This is a genomic window from Streptomyces sp. NPDC111520 (genome assembly GCF_055635295.1).
The window spans coordinates 23,292-42,581 of record NZ_JBVKBW010000013.1 but is presented as its reverse complement, the minus strand read 5'-3'; the positions used below and the strand labels follow the sequence as shown (position 1 = coordinate 42,581).

Below are 19,290 nucleotides of genomic sequence, written 5' to 3'. Positions count from 1 at the left end.
CGTGCCGGAACCGTAACGGGAGTGACGATGCGGATCAATGTGGCGCGAGGGGTGTTCGCCGTAAAACCGGGCGAACTACCCACCCTGGCTCACGTCGGGTCGGGGAAGCGGGCCGCCTGCAGGTAGTCGGGCTTGGGGTCGAGCGCCGCCGCCAGCCGGAAGTGCCGCAGCGCCTCGCCGGAACGCCCCGAGCGCTCCAGGGTGCGGCCCAGCGCGAAATGCGCGTACGCGTTGTCCGGCTCGCGCTCCAGGACGACCTGGAACTCCAGCTCGGCCGGGCGCAGCTGCGCGGCCAGGAAGAAGGCCCGGGCGCGCAGCAGCCGCGCGGCGGTGTTCTCCGGGTGGGCGGCGATGACCGAGTCCAGCAGCTTCACCGCCCCGCGGGCGTCGCGGGCCGCGAGCAGCTGCTCCGCCGCACGGAAGTCGATGACGTGGTTCTCGGGGCTCTGCTCGGGCACAGCCGCCTCCTTCCCCGGGCACTCAACAGCTCACAACTACCCAACATCACCGTCCGCATATGCATTCCCCGGAGGAACACCGCGCCGGACGGCTCACGCCTCCTCGTCCGCCGGACGCGGTTCCGCCGGCACCGCGGGCTCGGTACGGCCCTTCGGCGCCTCCAGCGCCGCCGTAGCCGTGCCGTCCACCTCGGCGACGGGCCGCGGCGATTCCTCGAGCGGGGCCGGCGCCGCAGCAGGAGCCGGGGCAGACGTAGGAGCGGGGCGTTCGCCCCCGGACGCCCGCTCGAAGAAGCGCAGCATCTCCACCGGGAACGGCATGACCAGCGTCGAGTTCTTCTCCGCGGCCACCTCCACCACGGTCTGCAGCAGGCGCAGCTGCATCGCCGCCGGAGTGCCGTCCATCGCCGACGCGGCCTGCGCGAGCTTCTGCGAGGCCTGCAGCTCGCCGTCGGCGGTGATGATGCGCGCCCGGCGCTCACGGTCCGCCTCGGCCTGCCGCGCCATCGACCGCTTCATCGACTCCGGCAGGGCCACGTCCTTGATCTCCACCCGGTCGATGTGGATGCCCCACTCGACGGCCGGCGTGGCCAGCATCAGCTCCAGGCCCTCGTTCATGGCCTCGCGCCCCGACAGCAGGTCGTCCAGCTCGCTCTTGCCGATCACCGACCGCAGCGAGGTCTGGGCCACCTGCACCATGGCGAACTGGTAGTTCTGCACGTCCACGGTGGCCTTGATCGGGTCGATGACCCGGAAGTACAGCACGGCGTCCACCCGCACCGAGACGTTGTCCCGGGTGATCCCCTCCTGCGAGGGCACCGGCATGGTCACCACCTGCATGTTGACCTTGGTCATCCGGTCCACGAACGGCACCAGCAGACGCGGCCCGGGCTGCTTGGGCTGCGGCCGCACTCGTCCGAGGCGGTAGACCACACCCCGCTCGTACTGCCTGATCACCCGGAAACTGCTCTTGAGACCACCGAGGCCCAGCACCACGACGGCGACCCCGATCACGGCCGACACGGCTTCCATCCCCATCCCCCTCCTGTCCGCGAGGCAGCGACGCTACTGCCCCCAGGACGCCCCCGGTGAGGGTTCCGGATCAGCTCTTGACGATCTTTTGACGCAACTGCTCCCAGACCTGCCGGACCCGGGGCTCCAGCGCCCCCAGCGGCCCGTCGTTGTCGATCACGACGTCGGCGACCGCCAGCCGCTGCTCCCGGGTCGCCTGGGCCGCCATCCGGGCACGGGCGTCCTCCTCGGTCATGCCGCGCAGCCGCACCAGCCGGTCCAGCTGGGTCTCCGGGGCGGCGTCCACCACCACGACCACGTCGTAGAGCGGCGCCAAGGCGTTCTCCGTCAGCAGCGGCACGTCGTGCACCACCACGGTGTCCGGGGCCGCGGCCTGCTCCAGCGCGGCCGAACGGTCCCGGACCAGGGGGTGGACGATCGCGTTCAGCGCCCGCAGCCGCTCGGGGTCGGAGAAGACGATCGCGCCCAGCTTCGGCCGGTCCAGGGAACCGTCGGCCGCCAGCACCCCCTCGCCGAACTCGGCGACCACGGCCGCCAGCCCGGGTGTGCCCGGCTCCACCACCTCACGGGCGATCCGGTCGGCGTCGACCAGCACCGCCCCGTAGGAGGCCAGCAGCCGCGACACCTCGCTCTTGCCCGCCCCGATCCCGCCCGTCAGCCCCACTTTGACCATGGCGCGAGACTACCGGGACCCCCGTACCCCCACGAGCCCGGTCAGGAGCCGTCGTCCTCGCGGTCGGCCAGGAAACGCTCGAACTCCGCCGCCAGGTCGTCCGCCGACGGCAGTTCGACCGGCTCGGCGATCAGGTTCTGCCGGCTGCTGCCGCCCGCCAGCGCGTCGTACTGGTTCTCCAGGCCCTGCACCACCGCGACCAGTTCCGCGTCGCCGTCGGCGACCTGCCGGTCGATCTCGGCGCGCACCGTGTGCGACTCCATCCGCAGCGCGTGCGCCACCTGCGGCAGCACCAGGCCGGTGGCGGCCGTCAGCGTCTCCACCACGGCCAGCGCCGAGTCCGGGTAGCCCGAACGCGCCAGGTAGTGCGGTACGTGGGCGGCGACCCCCAGCACGTCACGGCCGGCCTCCGCCAGCCGGTACTCGATCAGCGACTCCGCGCTGCCCGGTACCTGCGCCTCGTCGAACCACGTGCGGTGGGCCGGCACCAGGTCCAGCCGGTTGCCGTGCGGCGTCAGCCCCACCGGGCGGGTGTGCGGCACGCCCATGGGGATGCCGTGGAAGTTGAACGCCAGCCGCACGCCCAGCCGCTCCACGACCTGCACGACCGCCGCGGCGAAACGCTCCCACTCGATGTCCGGCTCCTGGCCCGACAGCAGCAGGAACGGTGAGCCCGTGCTGTCACGCACCAGCCGCAGCGCGATCTCCGGCGCCTCGTACCCCGTCCAGCTGTCCCGCTTGAAGGTCATCAGCGGTCGGCGCGCCCGGTAGTCCACCAGGCGGTCCGCGTCGAAACGCGCCACGACCCGGTGCTCCTGCCGTTCCAGCAGCTCCTCGACGACCTGCGCGCCGGTCTCCCCGGCGTCGATGTACCCGTCGAAGTGGTACAGCAGTACGGGTCCGGTCTCGCCGAACGCCTCGTCGACCGCCTCTGCCCCGCCCGGCTCGTATGCGTACAGCCCCTGCGGATCCAGCACTGCGCACCCTTCCCTCGGTCTTCGTCAACTCCCGGTGCAACGGACCGTACAGCCCGCGCATTCCCACCCGGACCCGGCGAACGCGGAAGGACCCGCCCTCCAGAGGAGAGCGGGTCCTTCCGTGTCGCTGCGGTGGGCGCGAGCCCTGCGATCAGCTCTGGCCGCCGGCCAGCTTCTCGCGGAGCGCGGCCAGCGCCTCGTCCGACGCCAGGGCGCCGGACTGGTCACCGGACTCCGAGGAGTACGAGCCACCGGTCGGGCCGGCCGGAGCCGCCTCGCCGGCCGCGGCCGCGGCCTCGGCGTCCGCCTCGCGGGACTTGATGACCTGGGCCTGGTGCTGCTCGAAGCGGGACTGCGCCTCGGCGTACTGGTGCTCCCACGCCTCCCGCTGGGTCTCGTAGCCCTCGAGCCAGTCGTTGGCCTCGGGGTCGAAGCCCTCGGGGTAGATGTAGTTGCCCTGGTCGTCGTAGGACGCGGCCATGCCGTACAGGGTCGGGTCGAACTCGACCGAGGCCGGGTCGGCACCGAAGGACTCGTTGGCCTGCTTCAGCGAGAGGCTGATGCGACGGCGCTCGAGGTCGATGTCGATGACCTTGACGAAGATCTCGTCGTTGACCTGGACGACCTGCTCCGGGATCTCCACGTGGCGCTCGGCCAGCTCGGAGATGTGGACCAGACCCTCGATGCCCTCGTCCACGCGGACGAACGCACCGAACGGCACCAGCTTGGTGACCTTGCCGGGGACGACCTGGCCGATCTGGTGCGTACGGGCGAACTGCTGCCACGGGTCTTCCTGGGTCGCCTTCAGCGACAGGGAGACACGCTCGCGGTCCATGTCGACGTCCAGGACCTCGACCGTGACCTCCTGGCCGACCTCGACGACCTCGGAGGGGTGGTCGATGTGCTTCCAGGACAGCTCGGACACGTGCACGAGGCCGTCCACGCCACCCAGGTCCACGAAGGCACCGAAGTTGACGATGGAGGAGACGACGCCGGAGCGCACCTGACCCTTCTGGAGGGTGGTGAGGAAGGTCTGGCGGACCTCGCTCTGGGTCTGCTCCAGCCACGCGCGACGGGACAGGACCACGTTGTTGCGGTTCTTGTCCAGCTCGATGATCTTGGCCTCGAGCTCCTTGCCGACGTACGGCTGGAGGTCGCGGACACGGCGCATCTCGACCAGGGAGGCGGGGAGGAAGCCGCGGAGGCCGATGTCGAGGATGAGACCACCCTTGACGACCTCGATGACGGTACCGGTGACGATGCCGTCCTCTTCCTTGATCTTCTCGATCGTGCCCCAGGCGCGCTCGTACTGGGCGCGCTTCTTGGACAGGATCAGACGACCCTCCTTGTCCTCCTTCTGGAGGACCAGGGCCTCGATCTCGTCACCCACGGCGACGACCTCGTTGGGGTCGACGTCGTGCTTGATCGAAAGCTCGCGCGAGGGGATGACACCCTCGGTCTTGTAACCGATGTCGAGCAGGACCTCGTCCCGGTCGACCTTCACGATGACGCCGTCGACGATGTCGCCGTCGTTGAAGTACTTGATCGTCTCGTCGATCGCGGCGAGGAAGGCTTCCTCGGAACCGATGTCGTTGACCGCCACCTGCGGGGTGGTACGAGGGGCCTGGGCCTCGGTGCTGCTCGTCATTAGGAAAAGGGCTCCGGTACGGACATGAAGTCGTAGGTACTGCTACGCCGTAAGCCCGTTTCGCTCCTGCCGATTCCGGACAGCCCACAAGGCCGAGAGGTTTACAACAGATGTGAGCGCAGCCTGCTCCGTCCGAGGCGCGCAGGCTCGCAGCGCAACTTGTAGCATACGGGGGCAGCCGGGCACGGTCAATGCACGAAGAGCACACCACGGGCGTAACACCCCGTACCGGGCACTGGTACATGGACGTGCAACGGCGGCTCCGCAGCCACAGGTCACCACAGAGGGTACGACGACCAGCGCAATGATCCAAGCACCGGCCCCCCGGCCCGTCCCCGAAGAACCCGAGGCCACGCGACGTGTCGCAGGCGCCACGGAGAGCAGCCGAGCCAACCGCGGATGGTGGGACCGCAACGCAGACGAGTACCAGAGCGACCACGGCGAGTTCCTCGGCGACGCCGACTTCGTCTGGGGCCCGGAAGGAGCAACCGAGGACGAGCTCCACCTCCTCGGACCCACCGCCGCCCTGAAGGACGCGGCCGTCCTGGAGATCGGCGCCGGCGCCGCCCAGTGCTCCCGCTGGCTCGCCGCACACGGCGCCCGGCCCGTCGCACTCGACCTCTCCCACCGCCAGCTCCAGCACGCCCGCCGCATCGACGACGCACGCGCCGCCGGCTCAACCGGGGGCGGCGCCCCCGCGTTCCCGCTCGTCCAGGCCGACGCCGGCGCACTCCCCTTCGCCGACGCCTCCTTCGACCACGCCTGCTCCGCCTACGGCGCCCTCCCCTTCATCGCCGACACCGCCCACGTCATGCGCGAGGTCCGGCGCGTGCTGCGCCCCGGCGGCCGCTGGGTCTTCTCCGTCACCCACCCCCTCCGCTGGGCCTTCCCCGACGAACCAGGCCCCGAAGGACTCACCGCCACCGCCTCCTACTTCGACCGCACCCCCTACGTCGAACAGGACGAGACCGGGCACGCCGTCTACGTCGAGCACCACCGCACCCTCGGCGACCGCGTCCGCGAACTCAGCACCGCCGGCTTCCGCCTCGTCGACCTCGTCGAACCCGAGTGGCCCGCCTGGAACACCGCGGAATGGGGCGGCTGGTCCCCGCTGCGCGGCCGGCTCCTCCCCGGCACCGCGGTCTTCGTCTGCGTCGCCGCGTGACCCCCCGCCCCGCACGACTGCGGGAGGACGCCCTCGCCGCCCTCCCCGTGCGCACCGCCGTGCCCGCCCTCCACGACGCCCTCGACGGACACGGCTGCGCCGTGCTCGCCGCCCCTCCCGGCACCGGGAAGACCACCCTCGTCCCGCTCGCCCTCGCCGGGCTCCTCGACGACCGGCCCACCCGGACCGTCCTCGTCGCCGAACCCCGCCGCATGGCCGCCAAGGCCGCCGCCCGCCGCATGGCCTGGCTCCTCGGCGAGGAACCGGGCGGCCGCGTCGGGCACACCGTGCGCGGCGACCGCAAGGTCTCCCCGCGCACCGTCGTCGAGGTCGTCACCACCGGCGTCCTCCTCCAGCGGCTCCAGCGCGACCAGGAACTCCCCGGCACCACCACCGTCCTCCTCGACGAGTGCCACGAACGCCACCTCGACGCCGACACCGCCATGGCCTTCCTGCTCGACGTCCGCGCCGCGCTCCGCCCCGACCTGCGCGTCGTCGCCGCCTCCGCCACCACCGACGCCGACGCCTGGTCCCGGCTGCTGGGCGGCGCACCCGTCGTCCGGGCCCAGGGACACATGCACCCCGTGGCCGTCACCCACGCGCCCCCGCCCCACGGCATCCGCCCGCCGCACGGCACGCGCGTCGACCCCGCGTTCCTCGACCACGTCGCCGCCACCGTCCGCACCGCGCTGCGCACCGCGGACGGCGACGTCCTGTGCTTCCTCCCCGGCACCGGCGAGATCGCCCGCGTCGCCCGCCTCCTCGACGGCACCGGCGCCGAGGTCCTCCAACTCCACGGCCAGGCACCCGCCGCCGTCCAGGACGCCGTGCTCCGCGGCGGCGACGGCACCCGCCGCCGCGTCGTCCTGTCCACCTCCGTCACCGAATCCAGCCTCACCGTCCCCGGCGTACGCGTCGTCGTCGACTCCGGGCTCGCCCGCGAACCCCGCACCGACCACGCCCGCGGGCTCGGCTCCCTGACCACCGTCCGGGCCTCCCTCGCCACCGCCGCCCAGCGCGCGGGACGCGCCGGACGCGAAGCACCCGGCACCGCCTACCGCTGCTGGAACGAGGCCGAGGACACCGGCCGGCCCCGCTTCCCCTCCCCCGAGATCGCCGTCGCCGACCTCACCCCCTTCGCCCTCCAGGCAGCCGCCTGGGGCGACCCCGACGCCACCGGGCTCGCCCTCCTCGACCCGCCGCCGCCCGGCGCCCTCGCCGCCGCACACGACGTCCTCACCTCCATCGGTGCCCTCCGCCCCGACGGCCGCACCACCGACCGCGGCAACCGCATGGCCCGCATCGGCCTCCACCCCCGGCTCGCCCGCGCCCTCCTCGACGGCGCCCCCCGCACCGGCACCCGCCGCGCCGCCGACATCGTCGCCCTGCTGTCCGAACAACCCCCGCGCGACCACGGCGACGACCTCGCCGCCGCCTGGCGCACCGCCCGCCGCGCCCACGACGCCCACGCCGACCGCTGGCGCCGCGAAGCCCGCCGCCTGGCCGCGGCGGCCCCCGAGCACCCCGACACGGCCCTGACCGACGACAGCGCCGCCGGCCTCCTCACCGCACTCGCCTTCCCCGAACGCGTCGCCCGCCGCCGGACCGGCACGGGGACTGGGGCGGGGGCCGGCTCGGGCTCCGGCTACCTGATGGCCTCCGGCACCGCCGCCGACCTCGCCGACGGCACACGCCTGGGCACCCCCCAATGGCTCGCCGTCGCCGTCGCCGACCGCCCCGCCGGCTCCCCCTCCGCCCGCGTACGCCTCGCCGCCGTCATCGACGAGGACACCGCACGCACCGCCGCCGCGCCCCTGCTCACCGAAGCCGACGAGGTCACCTGGACCGACGGCGACGTCACCGCCCACCACGCCGCCCGCCTCGGCGCGATCACCCTCACCACCCGCCCCCTCCCCCACCCCGACCCGGAACACCTGCGCACCGCGCTCCTCGACGGCCTCCGCCGCGAAGGACCCCGCCTGCTGAAGTGGACCCGCGACGCCGACACCCTGCGCCGGCGCCTCGCCTTCCTCCACCGCGAGATCGGCGCCCCCTGGCCCGACGTCTCCGACGAGGCCCTGCTCTCCCGCGCGGAGGAGTGGCTGGCCCCCGAACTCGCCACCGCCCGCCGCCGCGCCGACCTCGCCCGCGTCGACGCCGCCACCACCCTGGGCCGCCTCCTGCCCTGGGCCACCGGAGACGCCGCCCGCCTCGACGAACTCGCCCCGGAACGCCTGGAGATCCCCTCCGGATCCAAGGTCCGCGTCTCCTACGACGACGACCGCCCCGTCCTCGCCGCCAAGCTCCAGGAGCTCTTCGGCTGGACCACCACCCCCCGCATCGCCGGCGGCCGCGTCCCCCTCCTCGTCCACCTGCTCTCGCCCGCGGGCCGCCCCGCCGCCGTCACCGCCGACCTCGCCTCCTTCTGGCGCGACGGCTACCGGGCGGTGCGCGCGGAACTGCGCGGCCGCTACCCCAAGCACCCCTGGCCCGAGGACCCCACGACGGCGGTCGCCACCCGGCACACCAAGGCGCGGCTCAATGCTTCGGACCGATGAAGCGGTCCATCAGCGCGACGGCCTCCCGGCGGGCGACGGAGACGTTGCAGGCGCCGGCCTGCCGCCAGGCGACGCCGAGGGCGTCGAGGGTGTCGGTGCACAGCCGCCGGATGTCCTCGGACCGGTTGGTGAAGAAGTAGCGCGGGTACTCGTAGCGCCTGGTCACACCGGCCACGGTCCGCGTGGTCCGGTTCACGACCCGGCTCCCGTCGGAATGGATCAGCCCGCGCAGGAAGTCCCAGGGGCACTCGTCCACGACGTCCTGCTGCCAGGGCTCAAGAGCGATCCGGCGCTCGTGCTTCCTGCCGGGTCCGTGCTGGGGGAAGAGGCAGGGCCAGTGGTCGCTGTACGACGTCACCATGGTGCAGCCCTGGGCGTGGACGCGGCACACGGAGTTCCCGGGCCGGACGGCCCTGACGGCCTCCTCACAGGCGTCGATCAGGCCCGGCCAGGCGTCCGCGCATGCGATGCGCAGGGCGTGACCGCCGCGCGGCTGCGGGCTGATGCAGCCGTCGCCGAGGTAGAGGCCGAGCAGATAGGCGTAGGCGGGCCCCGACGCGCGACCGGTGCACTCGGTGCCGCTCCGTCTGGGTTCGACGCGGGTGCGCCACTCCCGGATGGCCGAACGGGATATTCCGGTCGCCCGGCTCACGGAGTTGAGGCTCCGGCCCTCGGCGAGGAGCGCGAGGGCGCGACGGCGCGTTTTCATGTCGTACACGTGCACGACTTTGGCGGGATTCCGGCCGCGCGTGGCCGGGAATCCATCGTCTCTCACTCGACCCAGTGAAGATCACCCTGAGTGATAAACGCCTTGAAATTGAAGGCGGAGTACCCCGGGTGGGATTCGAACCCACGCTATATGGTGTTTGAGACCATTGCCTCTACCGCTGGGCTACCGGGGCTTCCTTTGAAGCGAAGGCTAGCGTATACCCTCCGTGTCCTAAACATACCGGAGATAGGTAGGCTCTTGGGGCAGCACCTGCCCTGGAACGAGGAGTCCCGTGAGCGCCGCCGAGCCCGTTGACGAGCAGTCGCACGTACCGCCGCTGACCACCCGCGTGGTGATCGCCGAGGACGAGGCTCTGATCAGGCTGGACCTGAAAGAGATGCTCGAGGAGGAGGGCTACTCCGTGGTCGGCGAGGCCGGGGACGGCGAGACGGCCGTCAAGCTCGCCGAGGAGCTGCGGCCGGACCTGGTCATCCTGGACGTGAAGATGCCGGTGCTGGACGGGATCTCGGCCGCGGAGCGGATCGCCAAGGAGAAGATCGCGCCGGTGCTGATGCTGACCGCCTTCTCGCAGCGCGAGCTGGTGGAGCGGGCCCGGGACGCGGGTGCCATGGCCTACCTGGTGAAGCCGTTCAGCAAGAGCGACGTCGTGCCGGCCATCGAGATGGCGGTGTCGCGGTTCACGGAGCTGCGGGCGCTGGAGGCGGAGGTCGCGGACCTGAGCCTGCGGCTGGAGACGCGGAAGCTGGTGGACCGGGCGAAGAGCGTCCTGCAGACGAAGTACGGGCTGTCGGAGCCGGCCGCGTTCCGGTGGATCCAGAAGACGTCGATGGACCGCCGCATGACGATGCAGGCGGTGGCGCAGGCCGTGCTGGACGAGGTGGACGGCGGCGCCAAGTAGCGTCGGCCGGGGGCTGGTTCAGGCCGAGTGGTCGGGCCAGTCGCGTCGTGGCAGGGGGATGTCCGCGGTGGGGTTGCCCTTGTCGTCGGTGACGGCGAGGTGGTCGACGGCGGCGCCGCGGGGGATGTCGAACCACAGGTCGTACTCGGCGCGGTCGTGGGCGCCGATGTCGATGGTGAGGGGCTGGCGCTTGATCTGCATGGCCTCCCAGTCCATGGCGTGCCGGCTGCCGTCGGCGAGGACGAGCCGGTGGAGGTCGTTGTCGAGGCGGGCGCTGACGGAGTCGTCGACGGTGACGCCGACGCGGATGCGGCAGAGGCGGCCTTTCGCGGGGTGTTCGGCGTGGGTGCCGACGATGACGGCGATGCCGCAGCGCAGGGCGAGGGCGCGGAATTCCAGGTTCCCCGCTGTGACGGCGGGTGCGTCGAGGGCAATTTCGAGCTGACGCAGGGGTTGGCCGGTCGTGGGTGGGGAAGGGTGGGGCCATATCGCCGCGGCGGTGAGGGCCGCTACCGTGGCCCCGGCGAGCGCTCCGGCCAGGGCCGTCAGCGCGGGCCTGCGGGTCGCCCTTCGCGCAAGGCCGCCAAATCGGACGTTTTTCTGCATCTCTCCCCCGTTGGTCGTCCGGTTACCGGTAAGGACCGTTCTGTTTCCGGCACATGACCGAGGTCACCGTCCGATCACATCTCTTCCTGTGGCCTATCTGAGTGCCTGATCAGCGGATTACATTCCCGCCAACCCGCGTGTTGTTCACGCGGTCGCAATCCGGAGGGCCTACGGCCCGCCGACTCGTAATCTCATTGGGCGGCTCCAGGGGGTCGTAGTGCTCAACAACAAGTTCGTCAAGTTTGCCATCCCGGTGGCAGTTGGCGCTCTCGCGCTCACCGCGTGCGGTGGCGGCAAGGACGACAGCGGCAACGGCGGCGGCGGCAAGCCGACGTTCTCCATCGGCTTCCAGGGTCCGCTGTCCGGCGACAACAGCGCGCTGGGCATCAACGAGAACAACGGTCTGAAGCTGGCCGTCGAGGAGGCCAATGCGAAGGGCGACCTGCCCTTCACGCTGAAGGTCGTGGACGGTGACGACCAGGGTCTGCCGGACCAGGCGCCCGCTGCCGCCCAGAAGCTCATCGGTGACACCAGTGTCGTCGCCGTCGTCGGCCCGGCGTTCTCCGGCCCGACGAAGGCCTCGGGTGGCCTGTACGCCCAGGCGCAGCTCGCCGCGGTGTCGCCGTCGGCGACCAACCCGGACCTGACGAACCAGGGCTTCGCCTCGTTCCTGCGCGGTGCGCCGAACGACAACGAGCAGGGTGCCGGCATGGCCGAGTACCTGTCGAAGAAGGAGAAGGCCAAGAAGGTCTTCGTCATCGACGACAAGAGCGAGTACGGCGTCGGCCTGGCCAAGGTCGCGATCGACAACCTGAAGGCCGCGGGCGTCACCGTGGAGACGGACTCCGTCCCCGCGAAGACCCCGGACTACACCGCCGCCGCGACGAAGGTCGTCAACTCGAAGGCCGACGCGCTGATCTACGCGGGTTACTACGCGGACCTGGCGCCGTTCGCCAAGAAGCTGGCCGACGGCGGCTTCAAGGGCATCGGCATCTCGGGTGACGGCTCGAACGACGCGAAGTTCGTGGAGCTGGCCGGTGCCGCGGCCAACAACTGGTTCCTGACCTGCCCGTGCACCGACGCCACGAAGAACGAGAGCACCAAGGCGTTCACCGACGCGTACACCAAGAAGTTCAACACTCCTCCGGGCACCTACTCGGCCGAGTCGTACGACATCGCGAACCTGGTCATCTCCGAGATGAAGAAGCTCGGCAAGGACGTCACGCGCGACAAGCTGCTGGCGGCCCTGAAGGCCGTCAACTACAAGGGCCTGACCAAGGAGTTCGCCTTCGACGACAAGGGTGAGCTGAAGATCAAGAACGTGTACCTGTACCAGGTCGCCGACGGCAAGATCGGCTACCTGGGTGACGTGGCCACCCTCAGCGCCAGCTGACCCGGCAACCGACATCTGAGGTGGGGGGCGTGGGACGCGGCGCCGGTTCCGGCCGCCGCCCCGCGCTCCCCATCGCTGTGTCGGACGCGTTTTCGCCGCCCTTCACCGGCTTCAGCAAGGATTCCCACGCACGATGAATCTCTTCCACAACTTCTGGGACTACTTCATCCCAGGCTTGACGACGGGGTCCATGTACGCCGTCATCGCGATCGGGTACACCCTGGTCTACGGCGTGCTCCAGCTCATCAACTTCGCGCACAGCGAGGTCTTCATGATGGGCGGCTTCGGTTCGCTCGTCGTGCTGTCGGAGCTCGCCCCGCAGTCCCCGCACGGGTTCAACTCCGTCGTGTGGGTGATCGTCGGCATGATCGCCGGCGCCCTGGTCGGAGCGCTGACCGCGTTCGGGCTGGAGAAGGCGGCGTACAAGCCGCTGCGCAAGCGGAACGCCCCCAAGCTGGTCTTCCTGATCAGCGCCATCGGCGCGTCGTTCTTCCTGTACAACCTGGCGGGCAAGCTGTGGGGCCGCAACCCCGTGCCGATGCCGGAGCTGTACACCAACGGTGAGGTCTTCAGCGTCTTCGGCACCCCGGTGAAGATCACGCAGCTGATCATCATCGGTTCCGCGGTCGCGATGATGATCGGTCTGGACATGGTGGTCAACCGCACCAAGATGGGTGCGGGCATCCGGGCCGTGGCGCAGGACGCCGAGACCGCGGGTCTGATGGGTGTCGACATCGACAAGATCATCTCCCGTACGTTCATCATCGGCGGTCTGCTGGGTGGCGCGGCCGGCTTCCTCTACGGCTTCGGCATCTCCGGCCAGGTCTGGTTCACGGTGGGCTTCCTGCCGGGCATCAAGGCCTTCGCGGCGGCGGTGCTGGGCGGTATCGGCAACATCCGTGGTGCGATGCTGGGCGGTCTGCTGCTGGGCATCGTCGAGAACCTGAGCTCCCCGCTCTTCGGCACGCAGTGGATCGACGTGACCGCGTTCGTGATCCTGATCCTGGTGCTGATGTTCCGTCCGACGGGCATCATGGGTGAGCGTCTGGGGAGGTCGGCATGAGCGACGCGACCGCTTCCGAGTCCTTCTCGGTGGACGTGGCGAAGCTGCGCCGCAAGGCGTGGTACCAGGAGCCCCGTTGGGCCCGCCTGATCGGCATGGTGATCCTGGGCTTCGTCCTCGCGCTGATGACCGGCGAGGACGGCAACCCGGCGGAGAGGCTGTCGGCGTTCACCGGCGCCTTCGAGTCGGCGCGGCTGTGGATCTGCATCGCCATCATGGTGGGCGTGTGGGCGCTGGTGGAGTTCGGTGCCCCGGTGCGTGACGCGGCCCGGCAGGGTGCGCAGGGCGTCGGCAAGTCGCTGGAGCCGACGCGGGCGATGTTCCGCTCCAACGGCTGGCTGCGGCTGGGCGGACTGGTGGTCGTCCTGGTGCTGGCGATCGTCATCCCGGCCAACACCAGCCTGTTCTGGCAGGAGGTCCTCGTCACGCAGATGGGGATCTTCATGATCATCGCGGTCGGCCTGAACGTGGTGGTCGGCTGGGCGGGTCTGCTGGACCTGGGCTTCATCGCCTTCTACGCGATCGGCGCGTACTCCTGCGCCTTCTGGACCGGTCACATGCCGGTGAAGCCGCCGTTCACGGTGGGCGCGCTGGAGTCGATCCCGTTCGCCATCGTCACGTGCCTGATCGCCGGTGTGCTGCTGGGCGCCCCGACGCTGCGGCTGCGCGGCGACTACCTGGCGATCGTGACGCTGGGCTTCCACGAGATCGTGTACCTGGTCGCGAAGAACTCGGACGGCTTCACCAACGGTTCGCGCGGTGTCATCGGCATCCCGCACCCGTCGATCCACATCGGTCCGATCAACTACGACTGGACGCTGGACCCGCTGCCGTACTGGTACCTGCTGCTGTTCTTCCTGGTGGTGCTGATCTTCCTGTACAACCGCCTGGAGCACTCGCGGATCGGCCGCACCTGGACGGCGATCCGGGAGGACGAGGTGGCCGCCTCCGCGACGGGCATCAACACCGTCCGGTACAAGCTGCTGGCGTTCGCGATCGGCGCGTCGACCTCGGGTCTGGCGGGCGTGGTGTACTCCAGCAAGGTCGGCTTCATCAACCCGGAGAACTTCACCATCGTGCTGTCGGTGCTCGCGCTGGCGTACGTGGTGTTCGGCGGCATGGGCTCCATCGCGGGCGTGCTGTTCGGTGCCGCGCTGCTGGTGTGGCTGCCGAACGCGCTGCGTGACCTGGTGCCCGAGCAGGACCGCTTCATCTACCTGGGTGCGCTGCTCGTCATCATGATGATCTTCCGTCCGCAGGGTGTGATCCCCTCCCGCCGCAGGCAGCGCGAGCTGCACATGGCGGAGGCGGGCATCGGTGACGCCGATGCGATGACCGAGCCGACGGGAGGCGTGAAGTCGTGAACGCGGTGAAGGAAGCGGGCGAGCAGCCCGCGCAGACCGGCGGGACGGTGCTGCAGGCCCGCGGCGTGACGCTGCGGTTCGGCGGTCTCACCAGCCTCTCGGACGTCAACCTGACCATGCGGCGGGGCGAGATCCTCGCGGTGATCGGCCCGAACGGCGCGGGCAAGACCTCGCTGTTCAACTCCCTGACGGGCGTGTACGTCCCGCAGGAGGGCGCGATCACCTTCCACGAGGAGGGCGGTGCGGAGCACAAGCTGCTCGGCACCAAGCCGTACCTGGTGAACCGTTACGGTGTGGCCCGTACGTACCAGAACATCCGGCTCTTCGCGGCCCTGACGGCGCTGGAGAACGTCAAGATCGCGGCGGAGTCGCGGCAGAAGTCGGGCGCGATCTCGATCATGCTGGGCCTGCCGTGGGCGCGCCGGGACGAGAAGGCCAGCGACGAGCGAGCGCAGGAGCTGCTGTCGTACGTGGGTCTGGCGGGCAAGCACAACGAGCTCGCCGCCGGCCTGTCCTACGGCGACCAGCGGCGTCTGGAGATCGCCCGGGCGCTGGCGACCGACCCGAAGGTGCTGCTGCTCGACGAGCCGGCGGCCGGTACGAACCCGACGGAGAAGCTGGAGCTGGAGCAGCTGATCCGCCGGATCAACCAGGACCTGGGCGTCAGCGTGCTGCTGATCGAGCACGACATGAAGCTCGTGATGTCGGTCGCCGACCGCGTCATGGTGCTGAACTTCGGCAAGGTGATCGCCGAGGGGCTGCCCGAGGAGGTGCAGCGCGATCCCGCGGTGATCGAGGCGTACCTGGGTTCGGCCGACGAGGAGGCCGTGGAGGCCGTCGCGGAGATGGTGGAGATCGTCGAGTCGCACCACGCGGACGATGTTCCCGAAGTCCCCGCGCCGCGTGAGTCCGAGGAGGAGGGCCGATGACCGAGGCCGCCAACTTCGAGAAGGCGACGGCTGGTTCCGCCGCCCAGGCGACGGCGATGCTGGAGCTGGTCGACCTGCAGGTGTTCTACGGCGCGATCCAGGCGCTGAAGGGCATCAACGTGACGGTCGGGCAGGGCGAGGTCGTGGCCCTGCTGGGCGCGAACGGCGCCGGCAAGACCACCACCCTGCGCACGATCTCCGGTCTGCTGCAGCCCCGCCACGGCGAGGTGCGGCTGGGCGGCCAGCGGATCGACGGCGTTCCCTCGCACAAGGTCGTGGAGCTCGGCATCGGCCAGTCCCCGGAGGGCCGCCGGGTCTTCCCGGTGATGACGGTGCTGGAGAACCTGGAGATGGGCGCGTACCGGTTCAAGGGCGTCTCCAAGGACGACCTGGACCGCGTGCTGACCCTCTTCCCGCGCCTGGCGGAGCGGCGTACGCAGCTGGCGGGCACCCTGTCCGGCGGTGAGCAGCAGATGCTGGCCATCGGCCGGGCGCTGATGGGCCGTCCGAACCTGCTGCTGCTCGACGAGCCGTCGATGGGTCTGGCGCCGCTGATCGTCCAGCAGATCTTCGAGATCATCAAGGAGATCAACGACCAGGGCACCACGGTGCTGCTGGTGGAGCAGAACGCCTCCCAGGCGCTGCAGTTGGCCGACCGCGGCTATGTGCTGGAGACGGGTGCGATCGTCATGGAGGACGACGCCTCGGCCCTGCTGTCCGACCCGCGCGTGCGTGCCGCCTACCTCGGTGAGGGCGCGGCGTAACGTACGGCGTCCCGCGGCACGCCGTACGGCGCGTCATACGGCAAGGCGAACGGCCCCCGGAGGATTCCGGGGGCCGTTCGCCTTGTGCGTGCCGTCCGTGCTGTCCGTGCCGGACGTCAGGAGGAGACGGCGCCGGGGGTGGCCGGGGTGGCCGGGCGCAGCATGCAGGTGAGGCGGGCGGAGCAGACGCGGCGGTCCTGCTCGTCGCTGATGACGATCTCGTACGTCGCGGAGGAGCGGCCGCGGTGGACGGGGGTGGCGACCCCGGTCACCCGGCCGGAGCGCAGGCCGCGGTGGTGGGTGCAGTTGAGGTCGACCCCGACGGCGATCTTGCCGGGGCCGCCGTGCAGCATGGCGCCGATGGACCCGATGGTCTCCGCCAGGACGGCGGAGGCGCCGCCGTGGAGGAGTCCGTAGGGCTGGGTGTTCCCCTCGACGGGCATGGTGCCCACGACGCGCTCCGCGGTCGCCTCGACGATCTCGATGCCCATGCGGGAGCCGAGGTCGCCGGCGGAAAAGAGCGCCACCAGGTCGACGCCGAGTCCGGCGTACTGCTCGATGACCTCCGGGGAGAAAAGGCTGGTGGTGGTCTGCTCGCCCATGGACGGTGGCTCCGATCGTCGTCGTTCGGTGTACTGGCCCGTTTTCTACCGGACGGTCAGTGGGGACCGCCGACCGGGGTCGTCGGTTCCAGCCGGACGACGACGGACTTGGACGCGGGGGTGTTGCTGGTGTCGGCGGTGTGGTCGAGGGGGACCAGCACGTTCGTCTCCGGGTAGTAGGCGGCGGCGCAGCCGCGGGCCGTCGGGTAGTGGACCACCCGGAAGCCCCCTGCGCGGCGTTCGGTGCCGTCCGTCCACTCGCTGACGAGGTCGGTGTAGGCGCCGTCGGCGAAGCCGAGGGCGGCTGCGTCCTCGGGGTGGACCAGGACGACGCGGCGGCCGCCCTTGATGCCGCGGTAGCGGTCGTCGAGGCCGTAGATGGTGGTGTTGTACTGGTCGTGCGAGCGCAGCGTCTGCAGCAGCAGCCGGCCCTCGGGCACGTGCGGGTACTCCAGGGGCTCGGCGGTGAAGTTGGCCAGCCCCGTGGCGGTGGGGAAGCTGCGGGAGTCGCGCGGGGCGTGCGGGAGGGTGAAGCCGCCGGGGCGGCGCACCTTGGCGTTGAAGTCGTCGAAGCCGGGGACCACGCGGGATATGCGGTCGCGGATCCGGTCGTAGTCGGCCTCGAGCTCCTCCCAGGGCACACGGCTGTCCGGGCCGAGGACGGCGCGGGCGAGGCGGCAGACGATGGCCGGCTCCGACAGCAGCAGGGGGCTCGCGGGCTCCAGGCCGCCGCGGGAGGCGTGCACCATGCCCATGGAGTCCTCGACGGTGACGAACTGCTCGCCGGCCGTCTGGACGTCCTTCTCGGTGCGGCCCAGGGTGGGCAGGATCAGGGCGCGGGCGCCGGTGACCACGTGGGAGCGGTTGAGCTTGGTGGACACGTGCACGGTGAGGCGGGCGCGGCGCATGGCGGCCTCGGTGACGTCCGTGTCGGGTGAGGCTGCGACGAAGTTGCCGCCCATGGCGAAGAAGACCTTGGCGTCGCCGTCGCGCAGGGCGCGTATGGCGGCGACGGTGTCCAGGCCGTGGTCGCGGGGCGGGGCGAAGCCGAACTCCTTCTCCAGGGCGTCGAGGAAGGCGGGTGCGGGCTTCTCGTAGATGCCCATGGTGCGGTCGCCCTGGACGTTGCTGTGGCCGCGCACGGGGCACACGCCGGCGCCGGGGCGGCCGATGTTGCCGCGCAGGAGGAGGAAGTTGACGACCTCCTTGATGGTGGGCACGGAGTGCTTGTGCTGGGTGAGGCCCATGGCCCAGCAGACGATGACGCTCCGGGCGTCGAGCACCATGGCGAGCAGCCGGTCGATGTCGGACTGCGGCAGCCCGGTGGCGCGCAGCACCTCGTCGGGGTCGGTGGCGCGGGCGGCGGCGGCGCACGCCTCGAAGCCGTGGGTGTGGCCGGCGATGAAGGCCTGGTCGAGCACGGTTCCTGGCGCCCGGTCCTCGGCCTCCAGGAGGGCCTTGTTGAGGGCGCGGAAGAGGGCCTGGTCGCCGCCGAGCCGGATCTGCAGGAAGAGGTCGGCGAGCGGGGTGCCGCCGCCGGCCAGGCCCTTGGGGGTCTGCGGGTTCTTGAAGCGCTGCAGGCCGGCCTCGGGGAGCGGGTTGACGGTGACGATCTTCGCGCCGCCCGCCTTAGCCTTCTCCAGGGCGGAGAGCATGCGGGGGTGGTTGGTGCCGGGGTTCTGCCCGGCGACGATGATCAGGTCGGCGCGGTGGAGGTCGTCCAGCAGGACGCTGCCCTTGCCGACGCCTATGGTCTCGGCGAGCGCGGAGCCGGACGACTCGTGGCACATGTTGGAGCAGTCGGGCAGGTTGTTGGTGCCGAACTCGCGGGCGAAGAGCTGGTAGAGGAAGGCGGCCTCGTTGCTGGTGCGGCCCGAGGTGTAGAAGAGGGCCTCGTCGGGGCCGGTCAGCCGGTGCAGCTCGTCGGCGACGATCTCGAAGGCACGCTCCCAGGGGACGGGCTCGTAGTGGTCGGCGCCGTCGGGCAGGTACATGGGCTGGGTGAGGCGGCCCTGCTGGCCCAGCCAGTAGCCGCTGCGCCGGGCGAGGTCGGCGACGGGGTGCGCGGCGAAGAAGTCCGGGGTGACCCGGCGCAGGGTGGCCTCCTCGGCGACGGCCTTGGCCCCGTTCTCGCAGAACTCAGCGGTGTGCCGGTGCTCCGGCTCGGGCCAGGCGCAGCCGGGGCAGTCGAAGCCGTCCTTCTGGTTGACCCTGAGGAGGGTGAGCGCGGTCCGCCGCACTCCCATCTGCTGCTGCGCGATGCGGAGCGTGTGCCCTACGGCCGGGAGCCCGGCAGCGGCGTGCTGCGGGGCGCTGACCTCGGGTGCGTCCTGGACGGGGTCGCCTGCGGGTGCTTTGCCTGCCATGGCTTCGATCCTGCCACGACGAGGCCGCGGACCGGCAGTGTCAGTCGGGCGTGGGAGGATCGGG

General features: G+C 70.9%; 17 protein-coding genes and 1 tRNA gene. 8 read left to right on the top strand and 10 right to left on the bottom strand.

Annotated elements, in window-relative coordinates:
• Nucleotides 1–89: 89 nt before the first annotated feature.
• The 5 genes from ACZ7MY_RS28425 to rpsA form a co-directional block, all read right to left on the bottom strand.
• Nucleotides 90–458 carry a tetratricopeptide repeat protein gene (locus tag ACZ7MY_RS28425; protein WP_499606090.1) on the bottom strand — a complete coding sequence of 123 codons (369 nt, stop codon included), beginning with the start codon at nt 456–458 and terminating at the stop codon, nt 90–92.
• A gap of 93 nt (nt 459–551) precedes the next feature.
• Complete coding sequence (locus tag ACZ7MY_RS28420) at nt 552–1,490, bottom strand: slipin family protein (RefSeq protein ID WP_499606088.1); 939 nt, start codon at nt 1,488–1,490, stop codon at nt 552–554.
• A gap of 70 nt (nt 1,491–1,560) precedes the next feature.
• Nucleotides 1,561–2,163 (bottom strand): dephospho-CoA kinase, encoded by a 603-nt coding sequence (coaE, locus tag ACZ7MY_RS28415; RefSeq protein WP_499606086.1) that lies wholly within the window; start codon nt 2,161–2,163, stop codon nt 1,561–1,563.
• A gap of 41 nt (nt 2,164–2,204) precedes the next feature.
• Nucleotides 2,205–3,140, bottom strand: coding sequence for a PAC2 family protein (locus ACZ7MY_RS28410; protein ID WP_499606084.1), 936 nt, complete (start codon nt 3,138–3,140; stop codon nt 2,205–2,207).
• A 151-nt stretch (nt 3,141–3,291) separates the two neighbouring features.
• Nucleotides 3,292–4,788, bottom strand: coding sequence for a 30S ribosomal protein S1 (rpsA, locus tag ACZ7MY_RS28405; protein WP_499511262.1), 1,497 nt, complete (start codon nt 4,786–4,788; stop codon nt 3,292–3,294).
• Between the two features lie 304 nt (nt 4,789–5,092).
• Between rpsA and ACZ7MY_RS28400 the strand changes: the two genes are divergently transcribed.
• Together ACZ7MY_RS28400 and hrpB are read left to right on the top strand one after the other, a co-directional pair.
• A complete protein-coding gene (locus ACZ7MY_RS28400; RefSeq protein WP_499606082.1) occupies nt 5,093–5,953 on the top strand; it encodes a class I SAM-dependent methyltransferase in 861 nt (286 codons plus the stop codon).
• Nucleotides 5,881–8,511 carry an ATP-dependent helicase HrpB gene (gene hrpB / locus ACZ7MY_RS28395; RefSeq protein ID WP_499606080.1) on the top strand — a complete coding sequence of 877 codons (2,631 nt, stop codon included), beginning with the start codon at nt 5,881–5,883 and terminating at the stop codon, nt 8,509–8,511. The genes ACZ7MY_RS28400 and hrpB overlap by 73 nt, the downstream gene beginning before the upstream one ends.
• Here the strand turns inward: hrpB and ACZ7MY_RS28390 are convergent.
• A complete protein-coding gene (locus ACZ7MY_RS28390; protein WP_499606079.1) occupies nt 8,492–9,229 on the bottom strand; it encodes a helix-turn-helix domain-containing protein in 738 nt (245 codons plus the stop codon). The genes hrpB and ACZ7MY_RS28390 overlap by 20 nt on opposite strands.
• A 111-nt stretch (nt 9,230–9,340) precedes the next feature.
• Nucleotides 9,341–9,413 (bottom strand) — tRNA-Leu (locus ACZ7MY_RS28385).
• A 99-nt stretch (nt 9,414–9,512) separates the two neighbouring features.
• On the opposite strand from ACZ7MY_RS28385, the gene ACZ7MY_RS28380 reads away from it, so the two are divergent.
• The gene (locus ACZ7MY_RS28380; RefSeq protein ID WP_499606077.1) at nt 9,513–10,139 is read left to right on the top strand and encodes an ANTAR domain-containing response regulator; all 627 of its coding nucleotides are present in this window, start codon (nt 9,513–9,515) and stop codon (nt 10,137–10,139) included.
• Between the two features lie 18 nt (nt 10,140–10,157).
• Here the strand turns inward: ACZ7MY_RS28380 and ACZ7MY_RS28375 are convergent, their stop codons facing one another.
• On the bottom strand, nt 10,158–10,745 hold the full coding sequence (locus tag ACZ7MY_RS28375) for a hypothetical protein (protein ID WP_499606076.1): 588 nt from the start codon (nt 10,743–10,745) through the stop codon (nt 10,158–10,160).
• A gap of 253 nt (nt 10,746–10,998) precedes the next feature.
• Between ACZ7MY_RS28375 and ACZ7MY_RS28370 the strand changes: the two genes are divergently transcribed.
• The 5 genes from ACZ7MY_RS28370 to ACZ7MY_RS28350 all read left to right on the top strand — a co-directional run bounded on the left by ACZ7MY_RS28370 (nt 10,999) and on the right by ACZ7MY_RS28350 (nt 16,258).
• A complete protein-coding gene (locus tag ACZ7MY_RS28370) occupies nt 10,999–12,138 on the top strand; it encodes a branched-chain amino acid ABC transporter substrate-binding protein (protein ID WP_499606074.1) in 1,140 nt (379 codons plus the stop codon).
• A gap of 133 nt (nt 12,139–12,271) precedes the next feature.
• Entirely contained in the window at nt 12,272–13,201 is a 930-nt protein-coding gene (locus ACZ7MY_RS28365; RefSeq protein ID WP_499606072.1) for a branched-chain amino acid ABC transporter permease, read from the top strand.
• Nucleotides 13,198–14,565: a branched-chain amino acid ABC transporter permease gene (locus tag ACZ7MY_RS28360; protein ID WP_499606070.1), complete on the top strand. Its 1,368-nt coding sequence runs from the start codon at nt 13,198–13,200 to the stop codon at nt 14,563–14,565. Before ACZ7MY_RS28365 ends, ACZ7MY_RS28360 begins: the two co-directional genes overlap by 4 nt.
• On the top strand, nt 14,562–15,494 hold the full coding sequence (locus tag ACZ7MY_RS28355; protein WP_499606069.1) for an ABC transporter ATP-binding protein: 933 nt from the start codon (nt 14,562–14,564) through the stop codon (nt 15,492–15,494). The genes ACZ7MY_RS28360 and ACZ7MY_RS28355 overlap by 4 nt, the downstream gene beginning before the upstream one ends.
• A complete protein-coding gene (locus ACZ7MY_RS28350) occupies nt 15,491–16,258 on the top strand; it encodes an ABC transporter ATP-binding protein (RefSeq protein ID WP_499606067.1) in 768 nt (255 codons plus the stop codon). The genes ACZ7MY_RS28355 and ACZ7MY_RS28350 overlap by 4 nt, the downstream gene beginning before the upstream one ends.
• 116 nt (nt 16,259–16,374) lie before the next feature.
• On the opposite strand, the gene ACZ7MY_RS28345 is transcribed toward ACZ7MY_RS28350, so the two are convergent.
• The gene (locus tag ACZ7MY_RS28345) at nt 16,375–16,860 is read right to left on the bottom strand and encodes a PaaI family thioesterase (RefSeq protein WP_499606066.1); all 486 of its coding nucleotides are present in this window, start codon (nt 16,858–16,860) and stop codon (nt 16,375–16,377) included.
• Nucleotides 16,861–16,916: 56 nt separating this feature from the next.
• Nucleotides 16,917–19,226, bottom strand: coding sequence for an FdhF/YdeP family oxidoreductase (locus tag ACZ7MY_RS28340; protein ID WP_499606065.1), 2,310 nt, complete (start codon nt 19,224–19,226; stop codon nt 16,917–16,919).
• Nucleotides 19,227–19,290 lie beyond the last annotated feature (64 nt).

Excerpts from the sequence above, each read along its gene's own strand:
- ACZ7MY_RS28365 (WP_499606072.1), top strand. The coding sequence starts at position 12,272 with ATGAATCTCTTCCACAACTTCTGGGACTACTTCATCCCAGGCTTGACG.
- rpsA (WP_499511262.1), bottom strand. The coding sequence starts at position 4,788 with ATGACGAGCAGCACCGAGGCCCAGGCCCCTCGTACCACCCCGCAGGTG.
- ACZ7MY_RS28360 (WP_499606070.1), top strand. The coding sequence starts at position 13,198 with ATGAGCGACGCGACCGCTTCCGAGTCCTTCTCGGTGGACGTGGCGAAG.
- ACZ7MY_RS28340 (WP_499606065.1), bottom strand. The coding sequence starts at position 19,226 with ATGGCAGGCAAAGCACCCGCAGGCGACCCCGTCCAGGACGCACCCGAG.
- ACZ7MY_RS28350 (WP_499606067.1), top strand. The coding sequence starts at position 15,491 with ATGACCGAGGCCGCCAACTTCGAGAAGGCGACGGCTGGTTCCGCCGCC.
- ACZ7MY_RS28375 (WP_499606076.1), bottom strand. The coding sequence starts at position 10,745 with ATGCAGAAAAACGTCCGATTTGGCGGCCTTGCGCGAAGGGCGACCCGC.
- coaE (WP_499606086.1), bottom strand. The coding sequence starts at position 2,163 with ATGGTCAAAGTGGGGCTGACGGGCGGGATCGGGGCGGGCAAGAGCGAG.
- ACZ7MY_RS28400 (WP_499606082.1), top strand. The coding sequence starts at position 5,093 with ATGATCCAAGCACCGGCCCCCCGGCCCGTCCCCGAAGAACCCGAGGCC.
- hrpB (WP_499606080.1), top strand. The coding sequence starts at position 5,881 with ATGGGGCGGCTGGTCCCCGCTGCGCGGCCGGCTCCTCCCCGGCACCGC.
- ACZ7MY_RS28345 (WP_499606066.1), bottom strand. The coding sequence starts at position 16,860 with ATGGGCGAGCAGACCACCACCAGCCTTTTCTCCCCGGAGGTCATCGAG.
- ACZ7MY_RS28420 (WP_499606088.1), bottom strand. The coding sequence starts at position 1,490 with ATGGAAGCCGTGTCGGCCGTGATCGGGGTCGCCGTCGTGGTGCTGGGC.